Here is a 24,359-nt window from a genome sequence, read left to right on the forward strand (position 1 = left end):
CCGCCGGGCAGCTCGCGCGAGGGGGCTGGTCGGGCGGTCGGCGGTCGGGCACGAGACGATGACGGCGTGCTCCCCGATCTTTCCGCCGACCTGACCGCACGCCTGCGCGAGGCGTTCCGGGCCGCCGACTACGACGCCGACGGCGTGGTCGACCTGCTCGGACCGCAGGCGCACGCCGCCCTCGGCCGCGGCGAACCCGAGGCCGCCCGCCGCGCCACCCGCGACGCCGGCGCGCTCGGCACCCTGGTCCGCCTGTTCCTGCTCGGCGACACCGAGTCCGAGGCCGCCGTGCGAACGGCGCTGCCGGACGTCGACCTCGACACCGCCGTCAAGGCCGAGGTCCTGCGCGGCGACGGCGACGGGTTGCGCGCGGGCCTCGACATCCGTCCCTACGGTGACGACCAGGGCTCCTGGTGGGTCATCGCCGACCAGGACGCCGACCAGCGCGGCGGACCCGTGCCGGCCGACCACGTGCTCGGCGTCGGCCACGCGTCGATCAGCCTCGCCCGCGCCACGTCCCGCCGCCGGGTCGACACCCTGCTGGACCTGGGCACCGGCTGCGGCGTGCAGGCGCTGCACGCGAGCCGGCACGCGCGGCGGATCACCGCCACCGACCTGTCCGAACGCGCCCTCGCCCTGGCCGCCGGCACGTTCCGGATCAACGAGCTCGACGTCGAGCTCCGCCGGGGCGAGTGGTTCGGCCCCCTGCGCGGCCGGCGGTTCGACCAGGTCGTGTGCAACCCGCCGTTCGTGGTGGGCCCGCCGAGGGTGGACTACGTCTACCGCGACTCCGGCCTGGGCGGCGACGACGCCAGCGCCCTGGTCGTGCGCCAGGTGCCCGCGTTCCTCAACGAGGGCGGCGTGGGCCAGCTGCTCGCCTCCTGGCTGCACCGCAAGGGCGAGGACTGGGCCGACCGGGTGTCGTCCTGGCTGCCGCGCGGCGGGGTGGACGCCTGGTTCGTGCAGCGCGACGTCGCCGACCCCGCCCTCTACGTCGGCACGTGGTTGCGCGACGCGGGCGTCGACCCGCGCGGCGACGAGGGCCGCGAGAAGGCCGCCGCGTGGCTCGACTGGTTCGCCGAGAACGACGTCGAGGGCATCGGGTTCGGCTTCGTGACGCTCCGCCGCACCGACACCGAGCACGCCGAGGTCGTCTGCGAGGACCTGCGCCACGCGTTCGACGACCCGCTGGGCCCCGAGGCCGCCGCCTGGCTGGACCGCGTCGCCTGGCTGCGCGCCACGGACAACGAGGCGCTGCTGGCCACCCGCTTCACCGTCCCCGGGACGGTGTTGTTGGAAGAGGTCTCCGAACCGACCGACGAGGGGTGGGGCGCGGTCGTGCGCCGCCTGCACCGCGTCGACGGCCCCGGCTGGCAGCAGGAGCTGGACGAGACCGCGGCGAAGCTGCTGGCGGGCTTCCGGGGCGCGCTGCCGCTGCGGGACCTGCTCACCCTGTTGGCCTACGCCCACGACCTCGACGCCGACTCGCTCACCGAGGTCGCCCTGCCGGTCGTCCGCGACCTCGTGCGGCACGGCATGGTGGTGCCCGCGTGAGAGCGGTCGTGGCGCGGGTGACGGAGGCGTCGGTCACCGTGGACGACGAGGTCGTGGGCGCGATCGCCGAGCCGGGCCTGCTGGTCCTGCTCGGCGTCCACGTCGACGACGACGCCGGGAAGGCGCGCACGATGGCCCGGAAGCTGCACGAGCTGCGCGTCCTGCGGGACGAGCAGTCGTGCGCGACGACGGGCGCGCCCCTGCTGGTGGTGAGCCAGTTCACGCTCTACGGCGAGACGCGCAAGGGGCGGCGGCCGTCGTGGACCGCCGCCGCGCGGCCCGACCACGCCGAGCCGTTGGTGGCGGAAGTGGTCTCGGAACTGCGCCGGAAGGGTGCCCGGGTACAAACGGGACGGTTCGGCGCGATGATGTCGGTGCGCAGTGCGAACGACGGTCCGTTCACCGTGTTGGTCGAACTCTAGATCGTTCTCAGGCAATCCTCAGGATTCGCGGCGCAACCGCTGTGACGGCAGTGACGTCTTCAGGTCGTGGGAAGCGGGAACCATTTCGACCCGGTTCGCGTTTCCCCCAGTGACAGACACCGAAAGGTGAGCCGCGCAACGCAGCGCGGAGCGTGCGACACGACCGCACTGCCAGCCCGCGACACAAGGGGGAGGGAGCGCTATGACCGTCCCGAAGCTCCTCGACCGTCAGGTCGGGAACGAGACGACCACCACCGGCGCCGAGTTGGACCTCGACGCCCAGGGACCGGCCGCAGACCTGGTTCGGGTGTACCTGAACGGGATCGGCAAGACAGCGCTGCTGACCGCTGCCGACGAGGTGGAGCTCGCCAAGCGGATCGAGGCGGGCGTCTTCGCGCAGCACAAGCTCGAGACCCACCCGGAGCTGCCGGAGGAGCGCCGCCGCGAACTGCGCGCGTTGATCCGCGACGGCCACGTGGCAAAGAACCACCTCCTCGAAGCCAATCTGCGCTTGGTGGTTTCGCTGGCGAAGCGATACACCGGCCGCGGAATGCCGCTGCTGGATCTCATCCAGGAAGGCAACCTGGGCTTGATCCGCGCGGTGGAGAAGTTCGACTACACCAAGGGCTTCAAGTTCTCGACCTACGCGACCTGGTGGATCCGGCAGGCGATCACGCGCGGAATGGCGGACCAGGGCCGCACGATCCGGCTCCCCGTCCACCTCGTGGAGCAGGTCAACAAGCTCGCCCGGATCAAGCGCGACCTGCACCAGCAGCTCGGCCGCGAGGCGACCAACGAGGAGCTGGCCAAGGAGTCGGGGCTGTCGCCGGAGAAGGTCGTCGACCTGCTCGACCACGCCCGCGACCCGGTGAGCCTGGACATGCCGGTCGGCACCGAGGAGGACGCCCCGCTGGGCGACTTCATCGAGGACTCCGACGCCACGGACGCGGAGAGCGCGGTCATCTCCGGCCTGCTGCAGGACGACCTGCGCCGGGTGCTGGCCACGCTGGACCCGCGCGAGCAGGCGGTCATCCGGCTGCGCTACGGCCTGGAGGACGGCCAGCCGCGCACGCTGGACCAGATCGGCAAGCAGTTCGGCCTGTCGCGGGAACGGGTGCGCCAGATCGAGCGCGAGGTCATGTCGAAGCTGCGGCAGGGCGAGCGGGCGGCCAAGCTGCGCGCCTACGCGAGCTGAGCTTCTGACGCGATACAGCGGCCCGTCACCGCTGTGCGGGATTGACATGTGACGCCTGTCACGGCACGGTCGTGCGTTACACGAGCCTCGCGACGCCTCCGCCCCATTCCGCGGAGGTCGTCGCGCGCTGAGGAAGGTCGGGGCGGTCGGGGGCCGGCCCGGCCTTCCGCGTTTCCGGGTGGCCGTTCGGGGGTGGCTACAACTCCAGGTACTCCGCGAGCTTCTCGCGGAAGAACCGCACGTGCCCCTCGCGCTCCTCGCCCGCGTACCCGCGGGGCACCCCCTCCACGATCATCACCAGGCACAGGTACGCGCGGTAGAGCGCGATCCGGGCCCGCTCCGCCCCGGTGAACCCCGGCACGCCGTAACCGGCCAGGTAGTCCTCGTCCAGGTCGGTGAACAGCGCCACGGTCACGATCTCGGCCAGCGGGTCGCCGAACAACGCCCGCTCCGGGTCGATGATCCCCTCCACGTGGCCGTCGGCGAGGAAGATGTTCGCCTCCCACAGGTCGAAGTGCACGAGCACGGGCTCGGTGACCTCGTCCAGCAGGTGCGCGCGGGCCGCCACCGCCGGCCGCACGTCCGGCAGCTCCACCCCGAACCGCTCCGCGTCGGCCAGCACCGCGTCCACCATCGCGGTGAACGCCCCGCGCCACGTCGTGCCGTTCGGCCCCTGCACGTAGCCGAACACGTCACCCCGGATGGTGTGCAGCTCCCGCACGATGGCACCCAGCTCCCGCCGCAGCGCGCCGTGCTCGGCGTCGGTGAGCCGGGCCCGCGCCGACGACCAGGGCTCGCCGCGCAGCGCCGTCATCAGCAGCAGCCCGTCCTCGTGCAGCAGCACCCCCGGCACGGGCAGGCCGCGGGCCGCCATCAGCTCGAACGCCAGCGCCTCGGTGCGCATCAGGTCCCGCTCGTAGGTGAGCAGCGGCACGTCCGGCGGCGGCGCGACCTTCAGCACCGCCTCCCGGCCGTCCGCGGCGGTGAGCCGGTAGGCGGTGTTGAACATGCCCTCGGTCAGCTCGACGTGCGCGGCGAGCGGCACGCCCAGGGCGCGGCGGACCAGGGCGTCCAGTTCGGCGGCGGTGAGCCGGCGCTTGGTGAGGCTGTCGACCACGACGCGAATCACATCACGCCGCCGGGACGCGGCGGCGTGATCGGTATAAGTTCGGCGGCACCCGAAGCGCGCAAGGGAGCCCGCGACGTGACCTCGTCGAACCTTCTGGCACCGACGTTCCAGTACACCGACGTCCTGCCCCTGGCCAAGGACAACCACACCGACTACCGGCTCGTGACGCCGGACGGCGTGTCGGTCGTGGAGGCCGCCGGTCGGACGTTCCTCCAGGTCGAGCCGGCGGCGCTGACGCTGCTGGCCAAGGAGGCGATCCGGGACATCCAGCACCTGCTGCGCCCGTCGCACCTGGCGCAGCTGCGCGCGATCGTGGACGACCCCGAGGCCAGCGGCAACGACCGGTTCGTCGCGATGGACCTGCTGCGCAACGCGTGCATCTCCGCGGGCGGCGTGCTGCCCATGTGCCAGGACACCGGCACGGCGATCGTGATGGGCAAGCGCACGGAGTCCGTGCTGACCGGCGGCACCGACGAGGAGGCCCTGTCGCGGGGCATCTTCGAGGCGTACCAGGAGCTGAACCTGCGCTACTCGCAGATGGCGCCGGTGACGTTCTGGGACGAGCGCAACACCGGCACCAACCTGCCCGCCCAGATCGACCTGTTCACCGCGCCGGGCGTGGAGCCCAAGTACGAGTTCCTGTTCATGGCCAAGGGCGGCGGCTCGGCCAACAAGACGTTCCTGTACCAGGAGACGAAGGCGCTGCTGAACCCCTCGCGGCTGGCGAAGTTCCTGGACGAGAAGCTGCGCTCCCTCGGCACGGCCGCGTGCCCGCCCTACCACCTCGCCGTGGTCGTCGGCGGCCTGTCGGCCGAGCAGAACCTGAAGGTCGCCAAGCTCGCCTCCGCCCGCTACCTCGACGGCCTGCCCACCGAGGGCTCCGCCGCCGGGCACGCGTTCCGGGACGTCGACCTGGAGCAGCAGGTGCTGGAGCTGACCCGCAACTTCGGCATCGGCGCGCAGTTCGGCGGCAAGTACTTCTGCCACGACGTGCGGGTGATCCGGCTGCCCCGGCACGGCGCGTCCTGCCCGGTCGGCATCGCGGTGTCGTGCTCGGCGGACCGCCAGGCCAAGGCGAAGATCACCCCCGAGGGCATCTTCCTGGAGCAGCTGGAGCGCGACCCGGCGCACTTCCTGCCGGACGTGACCGGCGAGGACCTGTCCGACGAGGTCGTGAAGATCGACCTGACCCGGCCGATGACGGAGATCCGCGAGACCCTGTCGAAGCTGCCGGTGAAGACCCGCGTCTCGCTGACCGGCCCGCTGGTCGTGGCGCGCGACATCGCGCACGCCAAGATCAAGGAGCGGCTGGACGCGGGCGAGCCCATGCCGCAGTACCTCAAGGACCACCCGGTGTACTACGCCGGACCGGCCAAGACGCCCGAGGGGTACGCCTCCGGGTCGTTCGGGCCGACGACGGCGGGGCGGATGGACTCCTACGTCGAGCAGTTCCAGGCCGCCGGCGGGTCGCTGGTGATGCTGGCCAAGGGCAACCGGTCCAAGCAGGTGACGAACGCCTGCCAGGCGCACGGCGGGTTCTACCTGGGCTCGATCGGCGGCCCGGCCGCGCGGCTGGCCCAGGACTGCATCCGCAAGGTCGAGGTGCTGGAGTACCCCGAGCTGGGCATGGAGGCGGTCTGGAAGATCGAGGTGGAGGACTTCCCGGCGTTCGTCGTGGTGGACGACAAGGGCAACGACTTCTTCGCCGAGACCTCCGCCCCGACCCTCCAGATCTCGTTCCGGAAGTAGCTCCTACAGGTCGAACACGCCGAGCTTGGCACCGCGCGTGAAGAAGTCCCACTCGCTCAGGGTGAAGCGCTGTGGGGCTTCTTCCGGCCGGTTGCTGTTGCGGACGAGCACCTCGTCGGCCGTGCGCATGACCTCGACGCAGTTCGAACCACCGCCGCTGAACTTGGTCCACTCGCCGGGCTTCAGGGTCATCAGGTTTCCTCCGTGATCCGGGTCAGGAGTTCGCGGCTCTCCTCCACCCCCAACGCCTTCGCACGCGTGTAGTCGAACCAGCGGCTCGTCTTCTCCACGTGGTTGGGCCCGTCCTCGAAGTGGTCCCCGAACGGGGTGTCGACGCTGACCAGCGACGGGAGTTTCGCGGGCAGCCGGAACAAGGTCAGCGTAGTACCGGACAACGCGTGCGCCCCGGCCCCTTGCGGCATCACCTGCACCACGACGTTCTCCAGCTCGGTCATGGCGAGCAGGTGCTTGAGCTGGTCCCGCATGACCTCGGGACCGCCGATGTTGGCCCGGAACGCGGGTTCCGCGACCACCGCCCACAACCGCAGCGGCGGCTCGCGGTCGGTCAGCAGCGCCCGTCGTTCCAGGCGCAGTTGGAGGTGCTTCTCCAGCACCTCGCCGTCGAGGCCGACACCCGTCATGAGCGCACGGGCGTAGTGCTCCGTCTGGAGGACCGCGGGGATGAGCTCGAAGGAGGTGTAGAGGGCTTCGGTGGCGATGGCCTCGACGTCGAGGATGCGGCGGAGCCAGGGCGGGATCGGGCCGCCGATCTTGCTCTTGGGCCGGCGCCGGTGGGCCTCGGAGTTGAGCGTCAGCAGGTCCTCGCGGGTCGCGTCGTCGGCACCGTAGAGGTCGAGCAGCTTCTCCAGCTCGGCCTGCTTGACGCCGCTGATCGCGTTCTCGATGTTGCTGACCTTGGTCATCGTGCAGTGCAGCACCTCGCCGACCCGCTCGCGGGGCACGCCCGCCTCTTCGCGCATGCGACGCAGCGTGGTGCCGATCTGGATGCGGGCGGCACTGCGGTGTGGGCTGGTCATCGCTCTCCTCGATCATCACCCGATCGGGACTTGTCCACATGCTGTACATACGAGATAGTCGTCCCGGATTCGGAGAGTATACAAGCATGATCGGGGAGTGACTGCGATGGGGTTGCGCTTCCACCAGCTGAGCGTGATCGAGACGTCCGCGAGCGGCGGGTTCTTCCGGCAGATCACGCGGGAGCCCGCCGACGGCGCGGAGGACCTGCGCGCGTGGATGGTGCGCGCCCTGGCCGCGCACCGCTGCGACCTGGGGCTCTACGTCGGCGAGACGGGCACGATCGTGGCGGACGAGGACCGGGTCGACGGCGACCTGTGGCTGGCGTGGGACGGGGTGGCGTCCTTCGCGACGGCCGGGTGACGTGCGGCGGGCCTTCCCGTCACGGGGTCTCTTCGCGGGTCTCCAGCGTGATTCGGCGCGAGCCCAGCGGCGCGTCGAGGGTGACGTTCAGCGGCACGTCGCGCAGGTCGGCCGTGCAGGCGGCGGCGACGTCGGTGTACTTGGTCGTGACGAGGGTGATCAGCACCTGGTCGCCGGACTGGGCGGTGACCTCGGCCCGCACCCGGTCGCAGCCGCCTTCGGAGCCGTTGAGGCGGATCGTGCGGGCATCCGCCGACGTCCACGCCTGGCCCTGGTAGCCGAGCGCGCCGCTGTCGACCTGCGTCGGCGGGACCTCCGTGGGTCCCCCTTCCAGCGGTGCCGCGCTGGTCTGCGGCGGTGGGGGCATCGGCTGGGACCCGCTCGTGGAACCGGTCGTGGTCCCGGTCGTGGATGACAACGTTGTCGGCGCAGCCGAGGAACCGGTCGTCGCCGCGCGGGTGGACGACTGGCCGAACGGCGCGTTGGCCTCGGTGGTGCACCCGGCGAGGGCCAGCAGGGCGAACGAGGCGACGACGACCTTGACGTGTCTCATGGTCCCAGGACGGTAGTCGGGACGGCGGGGGTTGCAAGGGCGGTGCCCGGCCGACGGGGGGTCGGCCGGGCACCGGGGGTCACTTCTGGTCCTGGCGGGTGGTGAGGACGACCTTGCGGTCGCCGAGCGGCGCGTCCAGCTTCGCCGTGAGCGGCGGGTAGCGGATGTCCATCGTGCAGACCTGCTGGTCGAGCGGCGTGGTCTCGACCAGCACCACCGTCACGGCCTGGGCGTTCTGCTCGGCGACCTCGACGCTGGCCTTGCCGCAGCCGGCCTCCTGGGCGATGACGCCGAGCACGCTGCCGTCACCTTCGGTCCAGGTGGTGGTGGGGGTGCCTTCGGGGACGGCGCTCGCGTCCAGCCGCTCCGCCGGCACTTCCTTTCCGCCGGGTGGGACGGGGCTCTCGAACTCCGGCTGTTCGGCGGAGGACGAGGCGGGCGCGGCCGACGTGGTGAGCGTCGGTCCCCCGTTCCCCGCACCGACGGGCGTGGACGTGGCGCAGGCCGCCAGCACGACCAGCAGCACGCCGGCGCCGACAGCGGTTCCCAGGCTTCTCATGCACCGAGGACGGACCACCACCCACCCCGGGTTGCCCACCCTTCTTCACATTCACCCACCCGCGCGAGAGTCCAACGCTCAACGCGCGAGAGTCCAACGTTCAGGCACCGTGAGTTCAACGTTCGACCGACCGCTCGGTATGCCGAGTGTTGAACTCGGGTGTCGTGGGCGTTGGACTCTCGCGACGCGAACGTTGGACTCTCGCGGTTCGAGCGTTGGACTCTCGGCGCTCGAGCGTTGGACTCTCGCCGGGTCAGGGGAGGTTGGTGAGGGTTTGACGGAGGGTGGTCAGGCGGGTCGGGGAGGCCAGGCCCGCGTGGTAGAGGTGGAGTTCGTCGACGCCGGCCTCGACGTAGGCGAGCCACTCCCCGAGCAGCTCGTCGCCGTCGGCGGGCCGCGGTGGCAGGGCCAGCACGTAGGCGGCGGTCCGCGCGTCCGACTCCGCGCGCAGGGCGCGGATCGCCGGCAGCGACGCCTCCACCCCCGGCCAGCACGTCACCGTCAGCACGTCCACGTCCGCGTCGACGCCCCCCGCCACCGTGGCGAACGGCCCGGTGCCCCACGGGTCGGCCGTGGCGTGCACGACGACCCGCGCGGACGGGGACGCGGACCGGATCGACCCCACCAGCTCCCGCCGCAGCGAACGCGGGATGCCCGTGCGGACCGCGCGCACCGACTCGGCCCGCTCACCCAGGGCCTCCTCGACCGCGGCCGCACCGCCGTCCACCCCCGCGCGCACGAGCGCGCGCAGCCCGTCCACGTCCTCGTACCGCCCGGAGCACGCCCCGCAGAAGCACAACGACAGCAGCTTCTGCTGCACGGCCGTCCAGTCCGCGCCGTCGGTCTTCTCGTGGTGCCCGCCGTGGAAGAACCCGAGCGGCCCGCACGCCTCCAGCACGACCCCGTCCGGCCGCCCCAGCTCCAGCACCTCGGACACCAGCGTCCGCGCGTACTCCACCACGTCCTCGTTCGACGGGCACAGCGCGTACGGGTACACGTCCCCGAACGCGTTGCGCACCGCCACGTCCGGGTGAGCGTCGCCCAACCGGCTGCTGTGCGTCAGCACAGTCCACGCGTACACCGGCAACCCCGCCGCGCGCAGGGCGTCCGACGCGGCCGTGTAGGAGTCACCGTCCACCCAGGACGGTTCGACGGGCCGCAACCGCTTGCCCCGCCACGCCTCCTCCCGCACGGGCAGGTAGAACGCCGCGTGCCGCGCGTCGACCACCCGGTGCTCGGGGTGGAACGGCGTCGCGGCCCGCACGGTGTGGTACGAGGCGGCCAGCGCCACCGCGTCCACGCCGAGCGAGGCGATCCGGTCGACGGCGGACGGGTCGCCGACGACGTCCCAGGGGTACAAGTGGGCAACGGTGGTCACCACCGGGGGCGCTTCCTCTCGTAGGACAGGTCGTGCTGCTGCATGTAGCCGGTGTCGTCGCGCTGCACGAGCCCGCACGTGCGGTAGTTCTCCGCGAGCCGCGCCAGCGCGTCGCGGTCCAGCTCGACGCCGAGGCCGGGCGCGGTCGGCACGGGCACCGCGCCGTCCACGAAGGTGAACGGCGTGGTGATCACGTCGTGCGCGCGGTTCCACGGGTAGTGCGTGTCGCACGCGTAGTTCAGGTTGGGCGTGGCCGCCGCCAGGTGCGTCATCGCGGCGAGGCTGATGCCCAGGTGCGAGTTGGAGTGCATGGACAGCCCGATGCCGAACGCCCGGCAGATCCCGGCCAGCTCCTTGGACCGCGACAGGCCGCCCCAGTAGTGGTGGTCGGACAGGATGACCTGCACCGCGCCCGCCTCCACCGAGGGCGCGATGTGCTCGAACGCGATCACGCACATGTTCGTCGCCAACGGCATCGGCGCGCGTGCCGCGACCCGCGCCATCCCGTCGATCCCGGGTGCCGGGTCCTCCAGGTACTCGACCACGCCGTCGAGTTCCTCCGCGACCCCCAGCGACGTCTCGGGCGTCCACGCGGCGTTGGGGTCGAGCCGCAGCGGGTGGTCCGGGAACGCCTCGCGCAGCGCCCGGATCGCCTCGACCTCCCGCTCCGGCGGGTACACGCCGCCCTTGAGCTTGATCGACCCGAACCCGTGCCGCTCGACCAGCGACCGCGCCTGCGCCACGATGCCGTCGGGGTCGAGCGCCTCGCCGAACTCGTCGGGTTCCGCGCCGGGGTGCCCGGCCCACTTGTAGAACAGGTAGGCGCTGTAGGGCACGGCGGTCCGCACCGCGCCGCCGAGCAGGTCGCTGACCGGGCGGCCGAGCGCCTTGCCGCGGATGTCCCAGGTCGCCACCTCGAACGGCGAGAACACGCGGTCCACAGTGGACTCGACGGTGAGCGGGCCGGTGAGCCCGTGCCGGTCCGACCCCGCCTCGCCGCCCAGCGCGGCCGCGATCCGCGCGTGCATCTCGTTCAGCGCGTGCACGTCCAGGCCGACGAGCGCGGGCGCGGCCGTGCGCATCCGGTTGAGGTGGCCGAGGTCGCCGTAGCTCTCGCCGAGGCCCGAGATCCCCTCGTCGGTGCGCACCTCCACGATCGTGCGCAGCGCCCACGGCTCGTGCACGCCGACCGAGTTGAGCAGCGGCGGGTCGGGGAAGGCGACGGGGGTGACGGTGATGCCGGTGATCCTCATGCCGACAGGCTCCGGCCCGCCGCGACGACCTTCTCCAGCTCCGCCACGTGCTCGGGCGTCGGGTCGAGCAGCGGCGCGCGGACGCCGCCGACGTCGAGGCCCGTGGCGCGGACCGCCGCCTTCACCAGGGACACGGCGTAGCCGGGCACCTTGTCGCGCAGCTCGACCAGCGGCTTGTAGAACTCCAGCAGGTACCGGTTGACCAGCGCGTCGTCACCGCCGCGCACGGCGTTGTAGAAGCCGAGCGAGATCTCCGGCGCGAAGCAGAACACCGCCGACGAGTACAGCTCCACGCCGATGCCCCGGTACGCGGGCACGGTCAGCTCCGCAGTCGGCAGGCCGTTGAAGAACTGGAACGGCTTCTCCACCGACGAGCGCACCGCCAGCACGATCCGGTGCACCAGGTCGATGTCGCCCAGCCCGTCCTTGAACCCGACGACGGTGGGCAGCGACGCGACCTCGACCGCCGTCTCCGGCGTGAAGACCGCGTTGTTGCGCTGGTAGACGATCAGCGGCAGGCCCGACGCGCCCGCCACCTCCGTCACGTACCGCACCAGCCCCCTGGCCGGGTTCGAGACCAGGTAGGGCGGCAGCAGCAGCAACCCGTCCGCGCCGACCCGCTCGGCGGACCGGGCGATCAGCCTGGCCGTCGGCAGCGGGCCGCCCGCGCCCGCGAACACCGGCACCCGGCCTGCGGTCGCCTCGACCGCGACGGCCACCGCCCGTTCGACCTCCGACGGCTCCAGCGCGTGGAACTCGCCGGTGCCGCAGGCGACGAACACGCCGCCCGCACCCGCCGCCACCCCTCGTTTCACGTGCTCGGCCAGCACGTCCTCCGCGAGCGCGCCGTCGGCGTCGAACGGCGTCACCGGGAAGAACAGCACCCCATCCAGTTGCATACCCAGACCTTCATCCCTTGATCGCTCCGGTGGTGATCCCACGCAGGAAGGACTTTCGCGGTTCCCCGCGCGGCGGCGCGCAGGCGGCGGGCGCACCGGCGGCGAGGTGGAGCAGCAGGGGCACCATCGGCGTTGATGAGCGGGTCCCCGCCGACGTGGCAGTGGTTCGGGTGCGGTTCCGCGGGGCGACCCCTGCGTCGGGGTCGCCCCGCGGAGTGGGCTGCGACGGCACCGCCGCCACGAGCCGTCGCCCCCACGTCTCGGGCGGTGTCGACCGGTGTCACCGGACCGCCCCGGGCGAGCGGGCGAGCCGGGTCCGGGTGGTGCGCGACCCCTCCCGCGCGGGCGGGTTCACCGGTTCGGCGGAGGCCGCGGTCGGGACGGGGCGGCCCTCGGCGCGGAGCCGCGCGCCGGGAGGATCACCACCGACCGCGGTCGGGCGGACCGTGCGCCACGTCCGGGTCCGGGCCGGCGCGCGGCGGCGCGTCGACGCGTACCCGCTGGTGGGGTGCGTGGCGGAACCCGCGACGGTCACTACAGCGAGGGCCGTGGCGCACCGGCGGGAGAGTGTCATGGACGGCGACTCCTGTTCACGGCCGTACTGTTCATATATGTGAAGCGGGGTCGTACTTGTGAACGTGTTGGGCGGACTGTAAGAATCGGCGCAGCGACGTGTCAAGTGCGTGTTGCCGGAACGTTTCCCGTGGAGGACTTGGTGACTGGACCCGCGTCACCCGCTCGGCCGAACGCGGTCAAGTCGGCCGATCGGACTGTGGAACTGCTCGAAGTGCTGTCGGCGTCGGACCGCCCGCTGACCCTGACCGAACTGCACCGCGAGCTGAGCTACCCGAAGTCGAGCCTCTACATGCTGTTGCAGACGCTCGTCGCCCGGGGCTGGGTGGAGCTGGACCCCACCCGCGGCACGTACGGCATCGGCGTGCGCGCCCTGCTCGTCGGCACGTCGTACCTCGACCACGACCCGGTGGTGCAGGTCGCCATCCGGGTGATGGAGCAGGTGCGCCGGGAGATCAACGAGACGGTCCACCTGGCCCGCCTCGACGGCGCGGACGTGGTCTACCTGGCCAGCCGTGAGTCCGAGCACCACCTGCGCGTGGTGTCCCGCGTCGGCAGGCGGCTGCCCGCGCACTCGACGTCGCTGGGCAAGGCGCTGCTGGCCGCCCGCACGCCCGCCGAGGTCGACGCGATCCTGCCCGCCCGGCTCGCGCCGCTGACGCCGAACACGGTCGTCGAGCGGCCGGCGCTGCACGCCCAGCTCGCCGGGTTCCGCGCGGTCGGGTACGCCCACGAGCGCGAGGAGAACACGCCCGGCCTGGGCTGCTTCGCCGTCGCCCTGCCCTACCGCAACCCGGTGCTCGACGCGATGAGCTGCTCGGTGCCGCTGGGCAGGCTCGACCCCGACCACGAGCGCCAGGTCGTCGAGGCGCTCCTGCACGCCGCCCGCACCATCACCGAACTGCTGCGCCAGTTCGGCCGCTGATCCCGCTACCGCGAAAGGTCTCGACGTGACCGCACGAATCCTGATCACCGGCGCCGCCGGCGTGGTCGGCACGCTGATGCGCGGCCGGCTCGCCGCGCCGGACCGGACCCTGCGCCTGCTCGACATCGCGCCCCTGCCCCCCGCCACCGACGGCGAGCGCGTCGAGCTGGTCACGGCCTCGGTCACCGACCAGGACGCCATGGAGGAGGCGTGCGCGGGCGTCGACGCGGTGATCCACCTCGGCGGGCACAGCCTGGAGCGGCCGTGGGCGGAGATCCTGGACGTCAACATCAACGGCACGCACGTGGTGCTGGAGGCGGCGCGGCGGGCGGGGGTGCCGCGGGTCGTGCTGGCCAGCTCCAACCACGCCGTCGGCTACCACGAGCGGTCCGCCGGCGAGGCGGGCGACTACCTGTTCCCCAAGCCGGACACGTACTACGGCGTGAGCAAGGTGGCGTTGGAGGCGCTGGGCAGCCTGTACGCGTCGCGGTACGGGCTGGACGTGATCGCGGTCCGGATCGGGTCGTGCTTCGAGAAGCCGCGCGACGCGCGGATGCTGTCGACGTGGCTGTCGCCGGACGACGGCGCGCGGCTGTTCGAGGCGTGCCTGTCGGCCCCGTCGCCCGGGTTCCGGGTGGTGTGGGGCGTGTCGGACAACACGCGGCGGTGGTTCTCGCTGACCGAGGCCGAGGCCCTGGGGTACGAGTCGGAGGACGACTCCGAGGTGTTCGCCGAGGAGGTCCTGGCCGCCGGCGAGCCCGCGCCCGACTCCCCCGCCCTGGCGTACCTGGGTGGCGCGTGGTGCACGCCCGAGTTCGACACCGCCGTGAAGGAGGCCGGTCGATGAGCGGCGGCGTGCAGGGGTTCGACCCCAGGACCGGCGAGCCGGTGGGCGACGCCGTGCCGGAGACCTCGCAGGTCGAGGTCGACGAGCTGGCGCGGGCCGGTGCGGCGGCGTTCCCGGCCTGGTCGGCGCTGCCGGCTACCGAGCGGGCCTCGGTGCTGGACGCCGTGGCGGACGCGCTGGACGCCTCGGCGGACTCGCTGGTGGCGCTGGCCGACGCGGAGACGGCGCTGGGCGTGCCGCGGTTGACCACGGAGCTGAAGCGCACCACGAACCAGCTGCGGCTGTTCGGCGAGGTGCTGCGCGAGGGCAGCTACGTCGAGGCGACGCTGGACTCGGCGGACCCGGGCATCGTCCCGCCGCGGCCCGTGCTGCGGCGCCTGCTCCGTCCACTCGGGACGGTCGGGGTGTTCGCGGCGTCGAACTTCCCGTTCGCGTTCTCCGTGGCGGGCGGTGACACGGCGTCCGCGCTGGCCGCCGGCTGCCCGGTGATCGTGAAGGCGCACCCGTCGCACCCCGGCACGTCGCACGAGACGGCACGGGTCGTCGCGTCCGTCGTGCCGCCGGGCGTGTTCGGGATCGTGCACGGGCAGGAGGCCGGCGTGGCGCTGGTCGAGCACCCGGCGATCCGGGCGGTCGGCTTCACCGGGTCCACGGCGGGCGGGCGGGCGCTGTTCGACCGGGCCAACGCGCGCCCCGACCCGATCCCGTTCTACGGCGAGCTGGGCAGCGTGAACCCGACCGTGGTGCTGCCGGACGCCGCCGCCGCGCGGCCGGAGGGGTTCGCGGCGGAGTTCGTCGGCTCGCTGACGCTGGGCGTGGGCCAGTTCTGCACCAACCCGGGCCTGCTGTTCGCACCGGCCTCGCTGGTGCCCGCCCTGGCGGACGCCGTCTCGACCGCCGCGGGCGGCCCGATGCTGAACGAGCGGATGTCCGACTCCTACCGCTCGGGAACCGACGAGCTGGCCGCCTCGGGCCTGGCCGACCTGGTGGCCGCCGGCACCGCGCCCGAAAAGGGCTGGAGCGTCGAACCGCGCCTGTTCCAGGTGCCGCTCGCGACGTTCGCCGACCACCTGGACAAGCTCACCGAGGAGCACTTCGGCCCGGCCGCGGTCGTGGTCACCTACACCGACCCGGCCGAGCTGGAGCCGGTCCTCCCCCGCCTGCCGGGCAGCCTCACCGGCACCGTGCACGCCGCCGGGACCGAGCACGAGCAGGCGGGGCGCGTCGCCGAGGCCCTGCGGCCGGTCGTGGGCCGGTTGATCTTCAACGGCTGGCCGACGGGTGTCGCGGTGGCCTGGGGCATGCACCACGGCGGCCCGTGGCCGGCCACCACCGTCCCGCTCCACACGTCCGTGGGCGCGACCTCGATCCGGCGGTGGCTGGTCCCGGTGACCTACCAGTCCTGGCCGGACGACCTGCTGCCCGCCGAGCTGCGCGAGGGCAACCCGCTGGGCATCCCGCGGCGGGTGGACGGGGTGCTCGGGGTCCACTGACCCCCGCCCGGCGGATCGGCCCGACCGGTCGGCGCCGCGTCGACCGGTCCGGGCGGGGTCACCGACAACCGTCCACAGGGGACTGTCCTCTGTGGACGCCAGTGGGAGCGGACCCACCGGTCCGGACATTACCCACTGTAGCGGTTCGGCCCGCCACGCCCCTCCGACCACCGAATGTGGCGACACGGGACCGCGCCGGAGCGTCGCGGACGGGGTGGCGATTTCGCGAACCGCCTGAACAATGGTCCATTATGGATCGATCAAATGTCACCCGAGCGGGTGAGGAACATCAACGGAAATGCGCATTTTCGGCGTAATGAACCGAGGGGCGCTCACGTTGTCGCGGTGCGGGAAGGCCGCCGCCCACGGCGCGACGGCGACCGCGGCACCGTGGGCGACGGCGGGTTCGGTATCGCGCTCAGGATTGCCGCAGGGCGGTGAGGAAGGCGCGGAAGGGACGTTCCGCGAAGATCAGCCTCGGGCCGGGTCGTTTGCTGTCCCTGACGCTGGTCGTGCCCCGTCCCACGGCCAGCTCGACGCAGTTGTTCCCCGCGCCGGAGTAGGTGCTCTTGCGCCACGCCTTGTCGTTGTTCATGTGTCCTTCAGTGCGGTTGCCAGTTTTCTGATCAACGAGGCCGACTCCTTGGGCGACAGGGCGACCTCGCTCACCATTTCGTCGAAGTGCAAGAGGTACTTCTGCACATCGGCGCGATTGTCCACCCACTTGCCGCCACCCGCGTACTCCAGGTACACGGCCGAAGGATCACTTTCGTCGAAGCGGAGCGCGGTCACGCCGCCGCCCGACATGGTCCCGTGGGCGCCGGCGCCGAACGGGACCACCTGGATCGTGATGTTGTCCTGCTTCCCCTTCTCCAGCAGATGCGACAACTGCTCGCGCATGACCGCCGGTCCGCCGACGGTCCGGTGCAGCGCCGCCTCGTCGATCACCGCGTGCAACCGCAGCCCGGGCAACCGGCGCTGCCGGTTCGCCAGCGCGGCGGTCACCTGCTCCACCGGGACCGACGGGTCCATGAACCGCCGGCCGGCGAGCCGGATCGCCGCCGCGTAGGCGGGCGTCTGGAGCAGGCCCGGGATGACGATCATCTCGATGGTGCGGACCTCGGTCGCGTCCGCCTCCTGCCGGGCGTAGGTCCGGGCCTCGGGCGTGAACGCGGCGGCGTACACCAGGCGCGTGCCGTCCTGCTTGGCGTCCTCCCACAGCGCCTCCGCCTCGCGCCGCTCGGCGTCGGTGGCGCCGTAGAGCGCCAGCAGGGCGCTCAGCTCGGTCCAACTCGGACTGATGTACCCGTTCTCCATCCGCGACAGCGTCGACTGGGTCTTCCGCGTCAGCGCGTGGTAGTCGAGCTCGGTCTTGCCCGCTCGCTTGCGCAGGGCGTTGAGGAACTGCCCCAGCTTGCGCTTGCGTCGGGTTTGGACGGCTGCCATGCGGATCTCTCCTCGCTGGACAAGAACTGCGAACACCCTAGTGCGGTTTCGCGGCCCGTCGCCCTTCACTAGATCGAGCGTCCTCGAAGGTGCATATACGCCCTCACGCCCGCCACGTCGTCGGTTGCGCCCCGGGGCGGCGGCGGCACCCGCGGGACGAGCCCGACGACCCCGACCGGCGATCAGCCCGGACTACAGTCTGCCCACATGTACATCTCGCAGGTCCGGCTGCGGAACGTCAAGGGGTTCCACGGCGCCCGCGAAGTCGACCTCAAGCTCACCGCGCCCGGCTGGACGGTCATCGCGGGCCGCAACGGGTCGGGCAAGACCTCGCTGCTCAGGGCGATCGCGCTGGCCGTCAGCGGTCCCGCCGTGGCCCGCAACCTGGTGCCCGACTTCGACAACTGGGTCACCGCGGGCCAGCGCGAGGGCGTGGTGCAGGTCCAGTTCACGCACGACCGGCGGGTGGAGCGGTTCGGCAAGGGCCGCCCGCCCGAGGGCAGGCTGTGGGCCGGCCTGGGCTGGACGATGCCCGACGAGGACAGCCGGCCGACCCGGCGCGGCCTCCAGCCGTCGCTGCGGGAGAAGCTGGAGGGCAGCAAGACCGCCGCGCCGCGCGGTCCGTGGCAGGACAACCCGACGGGGTGGTTCTGCGCGGCCTACGGGCCGTTCCGCCGGCTCGTGGGCGGCGCGGGCGACGCGCAGCGGCTGATGCTCAGCCACGGCCCGGTGTCGCGGCTGGCCAGCCTCTTCCACGAGGACGCGTCGCTGGCCGAGGGCGTGGGCTGGCTGATCGAGCAGCACCTGCGGTCGCTGGAGCGCAGGCCCGGCGCGGAGGAGCTGAAGACGGTCGCGCTGGGCGTGCTGTCGGACGGCCTGCTGCCCGACGACTACCGCATCGAGGGCGTCGACTCCGACGGCCTGTGGGTGGTCAGCGGCGGCCACCGGTTCCCGCTGCGCGAGATGAGCGACGGCTACCGGACCGTCGCCGCGCTGGTGGTCGACCTGATAAAGCAGATCCACGGCTCCTACGGCGACCTGAAGACCGCGCCGACCGCGCACGGGCTCGCCCTGACCGCGCCCGGCGTGGTGATCATCGACGAGGTGGACGCCCACCTGCACGTGTCCTGGCAGAAGCGCATCGGCGGCTGGCTCAAGGAGCACTTCCCGAACATCCAGTTCATCGTCACCACGCACAGCCCGTACCTGTGCCAGGCCGCCGACCCGGGCGGGCTGATCCGACTGCCCGGCCCCGACCAGCAGGAACCACCGAGGGTTGTCGACCGGGACCTCTACGAGAGGATCGTCTACGGCAGCGGCGACGACGCGGTGCTCTCGGAGCTGTTCGGCCTGGACACGCCCTACTCCGAGCGCGCGCAGGAGCTGCGCGCCGAGCTGGTGGAGCTGGAGGTCGCGGTGATCGGCGGCACGGCCGACGAGCGGGCGGTGCGCCGCTACGACGAGCTGCGGGCGCTGCTGACCAGCTCGCCCGTGGCCCGCACGCGCGAGGTGGCCGCGCGCCTGGAACGCGACGACGCGTGATCCGACTCGTCCGGCCCGCGCTGCCCGCCGACCTGGCGGGCCGGCTGCCCGGGCTGACCGCCGAGATCGGCGGGGCCGCGAACCCCGCGCGGGCCGCCCGCGCGCTGTGGAAGCAGGCCGCGGTGCGGCGGGGCGTGCACGCGCCGTTGCGCCGGCTGCTGGAGGGCATGGCACCGGGCTACCAGCGGTGCATGTACTGCGGCGACAGCCAGGGCACCGACATCGACCACTTCGAGCCGCTGTCGCGCAACCCGCTGCGCACGTTCGACTGGCTGAACCACCTGCTGGCCTGCTCGACGTGCAACAGCAACCTCAAGCGGGACCGGTTCCCCGTGGCCGGGGACGGCACGCCGCTGCTGGTCGACCCGACCACCGAGGACCCGTTCGACCACCTGCTGCTCACGCTGTCGCTGGGCGTGTACGTGGCGCGCACGGCGAAGGGCGAGGCGACCATCGACGTGTGCGGGCTCAACCGCCCCGTGCTGACGCAGGGCCGGGTGCACGCGCGGCGGGTCGTGCTGATGTGCCTGGCGCGGTGGGCGGCCGGGCGCGAGCGGGGCGCGGCGGACGACGTGCGCGACGCCGTGCTGACGGTGCGCGGGCAGCCGTTCGCCGACGTGTGCCAGGCGATGCTGCGGCTGGCCCGGTCACCGGGCGCGGAGCGGGTGTTCGAGGAGTCGCCGTGGGCGCTGCCCGTGCTGCGGGACGACGAGCTGAGGGCCCAGCTGCTGGCCTGACCGCCCACACCGGACCGACGGGGCTTCGGGCTCGCACCGCGGATCGGGGAAATCGCCTGCGATTGTCGGACCCCCGGTCCATCATGGCCCGCATGGCAGACGCGATCGTGGCCGAGGGACTGGTCAAGCGCTACGGGAAGGTCATCGCCCTCGACGGCCTCGACCTGGTGGTGCCGGAGGGGACCGTCATGGGCCTGCTCGGCCCCAACGGCGCAGGCAAGACGACGACGGTGCGGGTGCTCACCACCCTGCTGGAGCACGACGAGGGCAGGGCGACCGTCACCGGGCTCGACGTCGTCGCCGACGCCGGGGAGCTGCGCCGCCGGATCGGGCTGTCCGGCCAGTACGCGGCCGTGGACCAGGACCTCACCGGGTTCGAGAACCTCGACATGGTGGGCCGGCTCTACCACCTGGGCCGCAAGCGCAGCCGGGAGCGGGCGCGCGAGCTGCTGGAGCGGTTCGACCTGGTGGAGGCGGCGGACCGGCCGGTGAAGGGCTACTCGGGCGGCATGCGCCGCAGGCTCGACCTGGCGGGCGCGCTGGTCGCCTCGCCGCGGGTGCTGTTCCTCGACGAGCCGACCACGGGCCTGGACCCGCGCAGCCGGCTCGGCATGTGGGACGTGATCGCGGAACTGGTGGCGGGCGGCACCACGCTGCTGCTGACCACCCAGTACCTCGAGGAGGCCGACCGGCTCGCCGACGAGATCGCCGTGATCGACCACGGCCGGGTGATCGCGCTGGGCACCGCGGACAAGTTGAAGGACCAGGTCGGCGGGGAGCGGCTGGAGCTGACCGTCGGGTCGCCGCAGGACGCGGCCACGGCGCGGGCGGCGCTGGCGCCGCTGGCCATCGCCGAGATCAGCACCGACGAGCGCGGGCAGCGGCTGACCGTGCCGGTGTCGGGCGGGGCGGAGGTGCTGGTGGAAGGCGTGCGGCGGCTGGACGCCGAGTCGGTGAAGGTGCTCGACATCGGCCTGCGCAGGCCGACGCTGGACGACGTGTTCCTCGCGCTGACGGGTCACGCCACCGAGGAGAAGCAGGGGGAGCAGGGAGCATGAGCTCGTTCACGCAGGCGTTGGGCGACGGCGCGGTGGTCGCCAAGCGCAACCTCATCAAGGTCAAGCGGGTCCCGGACCTGCTCGTCTTCTCGACGTTGTCGCCGATCATGTTCGTGCTGCTGTTCGCGTACGTGTTCGGCGGCTCGATCGCCATCCCGGGCATGGACTACCGCGAGTTCCTGATGGCGGGGATCTTCGCGCAGACGGTGGTGTTCGGCTCGACGATCACGGGCAGCGGCCTGGCCGAGGACATCCAGAAGGGCGTGATCGACCGGTTCCGGTCGCTGCCGATGGCGCGGTCGGCCGTGCTGATCGGGCGGACGACCAGCGACCTGGTGAACAACGTGATCGTGGTCCTGGTGATGTCGGTGACGGGGTTGATCGTCGGCTGGCGCATCCACTCCTCGCCGCTGGAGGCGCTGGCCGGGTTCGCCCTGCTGCTGCTGTTCGCGTACGCGGTGTCGTGGGGCATGGCGATCGTGGGGCTGTCGGTGCGCAGCCCGGAGGTGTTCAACAACGCCTCCTTCATCGCGATCTTCCCGCTGACGTTCATCGCGAACACCTTCGTGCAGGAGAGCAACCTGCCCGGTCCGCTGAAGGCGTTCGCCGAGTGGAACCCGGTGTCGGCGGTGACGGCGGCGGCGCGGGAGCTGTTCGGCAACACCAACCCGCTGGCGCCCGCGCCGAGGGCGTGGCCGTTGCAGCACCCGGTGCTGATGACGTTGGTCTGGGTCGTCGTGTTCCTGCTGATCTTCGTGCCGCTGGCCATCCGGCAGTACCGCAAGGCGGTGGCGCGCTAGCCCTTACACGGCCGGCGGTTTGTCAAGAGTCGAACAGGTTTCGGATCGGGCGGGCGACGGGTAGCCGGTGGACAACAGAGCCTGAGGAGGCGCAGATGTCCACCGGTACCACCATCGGCGTGATCGTCGTCGTGCTGGTCGTACTGGCCGCGATCGCGGTGCTGGCGAAGTTCCTCATGCAGCGCAAGAGGTTGCGCTCGAAGTTCGGTCCCGAGTACGACCGCGCGCTGGAACACAACGGCAGCCGCATGGCGGCGGAACGCGAACTGGCGGAGCGCGAGCGGGAGCACTCGAAGCTGGAGCTCCGCGCGCTCGACGCCGCCACCCGCGAGAACTACGCCCGCAACTGGACCGCGGTCCAGGAGCGGTTCGTCGACGAGCCGAACGAGGCGGTGAGCCAGGCGGACCAGCTGCTCACCGACCTGATGGCCGAACGCGGCTACCCCACCGAGGGGTACGAGCGCAGCGAGAAGATGCTGTCCGTCGGCCACGCCCGCACCCTCGACCACTTCCGCGAGGCGCACTCGATCGCCGAGCGCAAGGACCGCGGCGAGGCGACCACCGAGGACCTGCGCAACGCGATGGTCCACTACCGCACCGTGTTCGAGGACCTGCTGGGCGACGACCGGGAAGGGGCGCGGCGATGACCGAGCACCGGCAACACCTGACCACCGAGGACTTCGCCGAGCGCACGCCGACCGGGCGTGACGGCGTGGTGCCCGACCAGACCGGCCGCGACGGCTTCGACCACGAGACCGCCGGGCACGACACCAACGGCCGCGGGACCGCCGGGCACGAGGAGTGGACCGGGCACGGCGACGGCGTCACCGACGGCCGGGCCGACGCCTACGACACGCGGGTCACCGACGGGTCCGACGGCTACGGCGACCGCGTCGCGGACGACGACCGGACCGCGTACGACGGCCGCGTCACCGACGGGGAGCCGGCCGCCCACGACCAAACCGCCCACGACCGGACCGCGCAGGACGACGCGACCTCCTACCGGGAGCACACCGACGACCTCACCACGACCGACGAGGCGGCCACGACCCGCGGCACGACCGCGACCGACGGCCTCACCACGACCGACGAGGTGGCCGCGACCGACGAGGTGGCCGCGACCGGCGGCACGACCGACGCGGCCACCGCGACGGGGCAGGACCGCGCCAAGCCGTCCGACGTCCCCGCGGCCGAGGGTGACGCCCGGTTGTTCACCGAGGACGACGCGGCCGACTACCAGGCCGAGTGGCGCGCCCTCCAGGCCGACTTCGTCGACGACCCGCGCGAGGCCGTGCAGCGGGCCGACGAGCTGGTCGCCCAGGTGATGCAGACCCTCGCCACGACCTTCACGCAGCACAAGCACTCGCTGGAGGAGCAGTGGCAGCGCGGTGACGAGGTGGAGACCGAGGAGCTGCGGCAGGCGCTCAAGCGCTACCGCACGTTCTTCGACCGCCTCCTGTCCGTCTGACCGCCGGCCGGTGGTGGGGACTCCCCGTCGTGCCTCTGGCGACCCAGGTGCACAACGGGTGAACCCACCACCGGCCGGCGTCAGCCGGGCAGTTCCCTGATCTCCATCTCCAGCACGTCGACCTCGTCGCTGATCGCCTCGTCCAGCATCCGGTCGAGCAGCTCCGGGCAGTCCGTCGACCCGACGCCGAACCGGGGCACCTGCTCCCACCACACCGCCGGGTTGTTCCAGAACGAGCCCGAACCCCGGTCGACGCCGTCGAGGCACCGCAGCCGCGGGTCGTCCTCCGGCAGCCGCCGGACGTAGTCGACGAACCGGGCCAGGGCGTCCGGGTCGGCCACCGGCACCGCGCCGTACCCGTCCAGGCAGCCCTCGAGCTCCCGCAGGAACTCCTCTTTGAACGTCACGGCGCCACCCCCGCTTCCCCCGCGCCGTCGCGGGTGAGGAGGACTCACGTCCCAGGGCACCAACGGTACCTCCGCCGGGCGCGCGCAACGTGCTGCCAACGGGCGGTTCCAGGGCAAGATTCGCTAACGGTGGACCACCGGTCGGGTCACGGCCGCCATCCCACTCTCATGTCCTCAGTGGACGGTCGAACGGCGGCTACCGGGCCCGCAGCCGCGCCACGAAGCTGAACCGGTCGCCCCGGTACAGCGACCGCACCCGCTCGATCGGCTCACCGGTGTCGTCGTGGGCCACGCGGTGCAGCAGCAGCATCGGCAGCGCCGGGTTCGTGCCGATCAGCAGCGCCTCGCGCGGTGTCGCCAGCACCGTCTCCACCCGCTCCTCGGCCTCGGCGAACACCACGCCCAACTGGTCGGTCAGGCACGCGTGCAGCGACGTCGTCGGGTCGAAGACCTCCAGCAGGGTCGGGAACCGCGCGGCCGACAGGTAGGCCGATTCCAGGCCGATCCGCTCACCGTCGGCCAGCAGCACGCGCTCCAGGTGGACGACCCGGTCGCCGCGCCCGACCCGCAGGTCGCGCGCCAGCACGTCGTCCGCGGGCAGGTGCTCCACGGTGATCACCCCGCGGGTGGGCTCCACGCCCTGCCTGCGCATGCCCTCGGTGTAGCTGAGCAGGGCCAGCGGCTGCACTAGCTTCGGCGGCGCGACGAAGGTGCCGCTGCCCTGGCGGCGTTGCAGCTTGCCCTCCAGCACCAGCTCCGCGACCGCCTGGCGCAGCGTCACCCGCGACACCGAGAACCGCTCCGCCAGCTCCCGCTCCGGCGGCAGCGCCGTGCCCTCCCCGAGCGCGTCGACCAGCCACAGCAGTTCGTTCTTCACCGCGTAGTAGCGGGGGACGCGGCCGTGCTCCGGGATGCCGGCGCGGACCGGCCCGTCCGCCCGGTACTGCGGCACGTGAGGCGAGGCATGCACGCGC

26 protein-coding genes are annotated in these 24,359 nt (G+C 72.3%); 14 read left to right on the plus strand and 12 right to left on the minus strand.

Features of this window, described 5'->3' with window-relative positions:
• Positions 1-66: 66 nt before the first annotated feature.
• The 3 genes from ACIGNX_RS03095 (at position 67) to ACIGNX_RS03105 (ending at position 3,171) form a co-directional block, all read left to right on the plus strand.
• Positions 67-1,554, plus strand: coding sequence for a methyltransferase (locus ACIGNX_RS03095; protein ID WP_396536968.1), 1,488 nt, complete (start codon positions 67-69; stop codon positions 1,552-1,554).
• Positions 1,551-1,976 (plus strand): D-aminoacyl-tRNA deacylase, encoded by a 426-nt coding sequence (dtd, locus tag ACIGNX_RS03100; RefSeq protein ID WP_396535731.1) that lies wholly within the window; start codon positions 1,551-1,553, stop codon positions 1,974-1,976. Before ACIGNX_RS03095 ends, dtd begins: the two co-directional genes overlap by 4 nt.
• 202 nt (positions 1,977-2,178) lie before the next feature.
• Positions 2,179-3,171 (plus strand): sigma-70 family RNA polymerase sigma factor, encoded by a 993-nt coding sequence (locus ACIGNX_RS03105; protein ID WP_396535733.1) that lies wholly within the window; start codon positions 2,179-2,181, stop codon positions 3,169-3,171.
• A gap of 196 nt (positions 3,172-3,367) precedes the next feature.
• Here ACIGNX_RS03105 and ACIGNX_RS03110 read toward each other — a convergent pair whose 3' ends face one another.
• Positions 3,368-4,288, minus strand: a complete 921-nt coding sequence (locus ACIGNX_RS03110) for a phosphotransferase family protein (protein WP_396535735.1) — start codon at positions 4,286-4,288, stop codon at positions 3,368-3,370.
• Positions 4,289-4,375: 87 nt separating this feature from the next.
• On the opposite strand from ACIGNX_RS03110, the gene ACIGNX_RS03115 reads away from it, so the two are divergent.
• Positions 4,376-6,049 (plus strand): fumarate hydratase, encoded by a 1,674-nt coding sequence (locus ACIGNX_RS03115; RefSeq protein WP_396535737.1) that lies wholly within the window; start codon positions 4,376-4,378, stop codon positions 6,047-6,049.
• 3 nt (positions 6,050-6,052) lie between these two features.
• Here the strand turns inward: ACIGNX_RS03115 and ACIGNX_RS03120 are convergent, their stop codons facing one another.
• Both ACIGNX_RS03120 and ACIGNX_RS03125 read right to left on the minus strand, forming a co-directional pair.
• Positions 6,053-6,241, minus strand: a complete 189-nt coding sequence (locus tag ACIGNX_RS03120; RefSeq protein ID WP_396535739.1) for a DUF397 domain-containing protein — start codon at positions 6,239-6,241, stop codon at positions 6,053-6,055.
• Entirely contained in the window at positions 6,241-7,086 is an 846-nt protein-coding gene (locus ACIGNX_RS03125) for a helix-turn-helix domain-containing protein (protein WP_396535741.1), read from the minus strand. The genes ACIGNX_RS03120 and ACIGNX_RS03125 overlap by 1 nt, the downstream gene beginning before the upstream one ends.
• Positions 7,087-7,192: 106 nt before the next feature.
• On the opposite strand from ACIGNX_RS03125, the gene ACIGNX_RS03130 reads away from it, so the two are divergent.
• Positions 7,193-7,447 carry a hypothetical protein gene (locus ACIGNX_RS03130; RefSeq protein ID WP_396535743.1) on the plus strand — a complete coding sequence of 85 codons (255 nt, stop codon included), beginning with the start codon at positions 7,193-7,195 and terminating at the stop codon, positions 7,445-7,447.
• Positions 7,448-7,466: 19 nt separating this feature from the next.
• Here ACIGNX_RS03130 and ACIGNX_RS03135 read toward each other — a convergent pair whose 3' ends face one another.
• The 5 genes from ACIGNX_RS03135 to ACIGNX_RS03155 all read right to left on the minus strand — a co-directional run bounded on the left by ACIGNX_RS03135 (position 7,467) and on the right by ACIGNX_RS03155 (position 12,089).
• On the minus strand, positions 7,467-8,000 hold the full coding sequence (locus tag ACIGNX_RS03135; RefSeq protein ID WP_396535745.1) for a hypothetical protein: 534 nt from the start codon (positions 7,998-8,000) through the stop codon (positions 7,467-7,469).
• A 79-nt stretch (positions 8,001-8,079) separates the two neighbouring features.
• Positions 8,080-8,559: a hypothetical protein gene (locus tag ACIGNX_RS03140; protein WP_396535747.1), complete on the minus strand. Its 480-nt coding sequence runs from the start codon at positions 8,557-8,559 to the stop codon at positions 8,080-8,082.
• Positions 8,560-8,812: 253 nt separating this feature from the next.
• On the minus strand, positions 8,813-9,919 hold the full coding sequence (locus ACIGNX_RS03145; RefSeq protein WP_396535749.1) for a hypothetical protein: 1,107 nt from the start codon (positions 9,917-9,919) through the stop codon (positions 8,813-8,815).
• A 14-nt stretch (positions 9,920-9,933) separates the two neighbouring features.
• The gene (locus tag ACIGNX_RS03150; protein WP_396535751.1) at positions 9,934-11,190 is read right to left on the minus strand and encodes a glucarate dehydratase family protein; all 1,257 of its coding nucleotides are present in this window, start codon (positions 11,188-11,190) and stop codon (positions 9,934-9,936) included.
• Positions 11,187-12,089, minus strand: a complete 903-nt coding sequence (locus ACIGNX_RS03155) for a 5-dehydro-4-deoxyglucarate dehydratase (protein ID WP_396535753.1) — start codon at positions 12,087-12,089, stop codon at positions 11,187-11,189. The genes ACIGNX_RS03150 and ACIGNX_RS03155 overlap by 4 nt, the downstream gene beginning before the upstream one ends.
• Before the next feature lie 715 nt (positions 12,090-12,804).
• On the opposite strand from ACIGNX_RS03155, the gene ACIGNX_RS03160 reads away from it, so the two are divergent.
• From ACIGNX_RS03160 to ACIGNX_RS03170, 3 genes are read left to right on the plus strand one after another with little or no spacing between them, the layout of a single operon-like run.
• Positions 12,805-13,587 (plus strand): IclR family transcriptional regulator, encoded by a 783-nt coding sequence (locus tag ACIGNX_RS03160; protein WP_396535755.1) that lies wholly within the window; start codon positions 12,805-12,807, stop codon positions 13,585-13,587.
• 25 nt (positions 13,588-13,612) lie between these two features.
• Positions 13,613-14,434, plus strand: a complete 822-nt coding sequence (locus ACIGNX_RS03165; RefSeq protein ID WP_396535757.1) for an NAD-dependent epimerase/dehydratase family protein — start codon at positions 13,613-13,615, stop codon at positions 14,432-14,434.
• The gene (locus tag ACIGNX_RS03170) at positions 14,431-15,927 is read left to right on the plus strand and encodes an aldehyde dehydrogenase (NADP(+)) (RefSeq protein WP_396535759.1); all 1,497 of its coding nucleotides are present in this window, start codon (positions 14,431-14,433) and stop codon (positions 15,925-15,927) included. Before ACIGNX_RS03165 ends, ACIGNX_RS03170 begins: the two co-directional genes overlap by 4 nt.
• 418 nt (positions 15,928-16,345) lie before the next feature.
• On the opposite strand, the gene ACIGNX_RS03175 is transcribed toward ACIGNX_RS03170, so the two are convergent.
• Positions 16,346-16,522, minus strand: a complete 177-nt coding sequence (locus tag ACIGNX_RS03175) for a DUF397 domain-containing protein (RefSeq protein ID WP_396535761.1) — start codon at positions 16,520-16,522, stop codon at positions 16,346-16,348.
• The gene (locus tag ACIGNX_RS03180; RefSeq protein WP_396535762.1) at positions 16,519-17,373 is read right to left on the minus strand and encodes a helix-turn-helix domain-containing protein; all 855 of its coding nucleotides are present in this window, start codon (positions 17,371-17,373) and stop codon (positions 16,519-16,521) included. Before ACIGNX_RS03180 ends, ACIGNX_RS03175 begins: the two co-directional genes overlap by 4 nt.
• Positions 17,374-17,580: 207 nt before the next feature.
• On the opposite strand from ACIGNX_RS03180, the gene ACIGNX_RS03185 reads away from it, so the two are divergent.
• The 6 genes from ACIGNX_RS03185 (at position 17,581) to ACIGNX_RS03210 (ending at position 22,978) form a co-directional block, all read left to right on the plus strand.
• Entirely contained in the window at positions 17,581-18,915 is a 1,335-nt protein-coding gene (locus ACIGNX_RS03185; RefSeq protein ID WP_396535764.1) for an AAA family ATPase, read from the plus strand.
• Positions 18,912-19,652: an HNH endonuclease gene (locus ACIGNX_RS03190; RefSeq protein WP_396535766.1), complete on the plus strand. Its 741-nt coding sequence runs from the start codon at positions 18,912-18,914 to the stop codon at positions 19,650-19,652. Before ACIGNX_RS03185 ends, ACIGNX_RS03190 begins: the two co-directional genes overlap by 4 nt.
• Before the next feature lie 92 nt (positions 19,653-19,744).
• Positions 19,745-20,710, plus strand: coding sequence for an ATP-binding cassette domain-containing protein (locus ACIGNX_RS03195; protein ID WP_396535768.1), 966 nt, complete (start codon positions 19,745-19,747; stop codon positions 20,708-20,710).
• Positions 20,707-21,510, plus strand: coding sequence for an ABC transporter permease (locus tag ACIGNX_RS03200; protein WP_396535770.1), 804 nt, complete (start codon positions 20,707-20,709; stop codon positions 21,508-21,510). The genes ACIGNX_RS03195 and ACIGNX_RS03200 overlap by 4 nt, the downstream gene beginning before the upstream one ends.
• Positions 21,511-21,605: 95 nt before the next feature.
• On the plus strand, positions 21,606-22,157 hold the full coding sequence (locus ACIGNX_RS03205) for a hypothetical protein (protein ID WP_396535772.1): 552 nt from the start codon (positions 21,606-21,608) through the stop codon (positions 22,155-22,157).
• On the plus strand, positions 22,154-22,978 hold the full coding sequence (locus ACIGNX_RS03210; RefSeq protein WP_396535774.1) for a hypothetical protein: 825 nt from the start codon (positions 22,154-22,156) through the stop codon (positions 22,976-22,978). Before ACIGNX_RS03205 ends, ACIGNX_RS03210 begins: the two co-directional genes overlap by 4 nt.
• Before the next feature lie 80 nt (positions 22,979-23,058).
• Here the strand turns inward: ACIGNX_RS03210 and ACIGNX_RS03215 are convergent, their stop codons facing one another.
• Together ACIGNX_RS03215 and ACIGNX_RS03220 are read right to left on the minus strand one after the other, a co-directional pair.
• On the minus strand, positions 23,059-23,385 hold the full coding sequence (locus tag ACIGNX_RS03215; RefSeq protein WP_396535776.1) for a hypothetical protein: 327 nt from the start codon (positions 23,383-23,385) through the stop codon (positions 23,059-23,061).
• A gap of 196 nt (positions 23,386-23,581) precedes the next feature.
• Complete coding sequence (locus tag ACIGNX_RS03220; RefSeq protein ID WP_396535778.1) at positions 23,582-24,355, minus strand: GntR family transcriptional regulator; 774 nt, start codon at positions 24,353-24,355, stop codon at positions 23,582-23,584.
• Between the last annotated feature and the right edge of the window lie 4 nt (positions 24,356-24,359).

It is taken from the genome of Actinosynnema sp. NPDC053489, from assembly GCF_044544865.1.
Lineage (GTDB): Bacteria > Actinomycetota > Actinomycetes > Mycobacteriales > Pseudonocardiaceae > Actinosynnema.

Excerpts from the sequence above, each read along its gene's own strand:
- ACIGNX_RS03180 (WP_396535762.1), bottom strand. The coding sequence starts at position 17,373 with ATGGCAGCCGTCCAAACCCGACGCAAGCGCAAGCTGGGGCAGTTCCTC.
- ACIGNX_RS03205 (WP_396535772.1), top strand. The coding sequence starts at position 21,606 with ATGTCCACCGGTACCACCATCGGCGTGATCGTCGTCGTGCTGGTCGTA.
- ACIGNX_RS03210 (WP_396535774.1), top strand. The coding sequence starts at position 22,154 with ATGACCGAGCACCGGCAACACCTGACCACCGAGGACTTCGCCGAGCGC.
- ACIGNX_RS03120 (WP_396535739.1), bottom strand. The coding sequence starts at position 6,241 with ATGACCCTGAAGCCCGGCGAGTGGACCAAGTTCAGCGGCGGTGGTTCG.
- ACIGNX_RS03140 (WP_396535747.1), bottom strand. The coding sequence starts at position 8,559 with ATGAGAAGCCTGGGAACCGCTGTCGGCGCCGGCGTGCTGCTGGTCGTG.
- ACIGNX_RS03155 (WP_396535753.1), bottom strand. The coding sequence starts at position 12,089 with ATGCAACTGGATGGGGTGCTGTTCTTCCCGGTGACGCCGTTCGACGCC.
- ACIGNX_RS03130 (WP_396535743.1), top strand. The coding sequence starts at position 7,193 with ATGGGGTTGCGCTTCCACCAGCTGAGCGTGATCGAGACGTCCGCGAGC.
- ACIGNX_RS03105 (WP_396535733.1), top strand. The coding sequence starts at position 2,179 with ATGACCGTCCCGAAGCTCCTCGACCGTCAGGTCGGGAACGAGACGACC.
- ACIGNX_RS03150 (WP_396535751.1), bottom strand. The coding sequence starts at position 11,190 with ATGAGGATCACCGGCATCACCGTCACCCCCGTCGCCTTCCCCGACCCG.
- ACIGNX_RS03175 (WP_396535761.1), bottom strand. The coding sequence starts at position 16,522 with ATGAACAACGACAAGGCGTGGCGCAAGAGCACCTACTCCGGCGCGGGG.
- ACIGNX_RS03170 (WP_396535759.1), top strand. The coding sequence starts at position 14,431 with ATGAGCGGCGGCGTGCAGGGGTTCGACCCCAGGACCGGCGAGCCGGTG.
- ACIGNX_RS03195 (WP_396535768.1), top strand. The coding sequence starts at position 19,745 with ATGGCAGACGCGATCGTGGCCGAGGGACTGGTCAAGCGCTACGGGAAG.
- ACIGNX_RS03185 (WP_396535764.1), top strand. The coding sequence starts at position 17,581 with ATGTACATCTCGCAGGTCCGGCTGCGGAACGTCAAGGGGTTCCACGGC.
- ACIGNX_RS03200 (WP_396535770.1), top strand. The coding sequence starts at position 20,707 with ATGAGCTCGTTCACGCAGGCGTTGGGCGACGGCGCGGTGGTCGCCAAG.
- ACIGNX_RS03135 (WP_396535745.1), bottom strand. The coding sequence starts at position 8,000 with ATGAGACACGTCAAGGTCGTCGTCGCCTCGTTCGCCCTGCTGGCCCTC.
- ACIGNX_RS03125 (WP_396535741.1), bottom strand. The coding sequence starts at position 7,086 with ATGACCAGCCCACACCGCAGTGCCGCCCGCATCCAGATCGGCACCACG.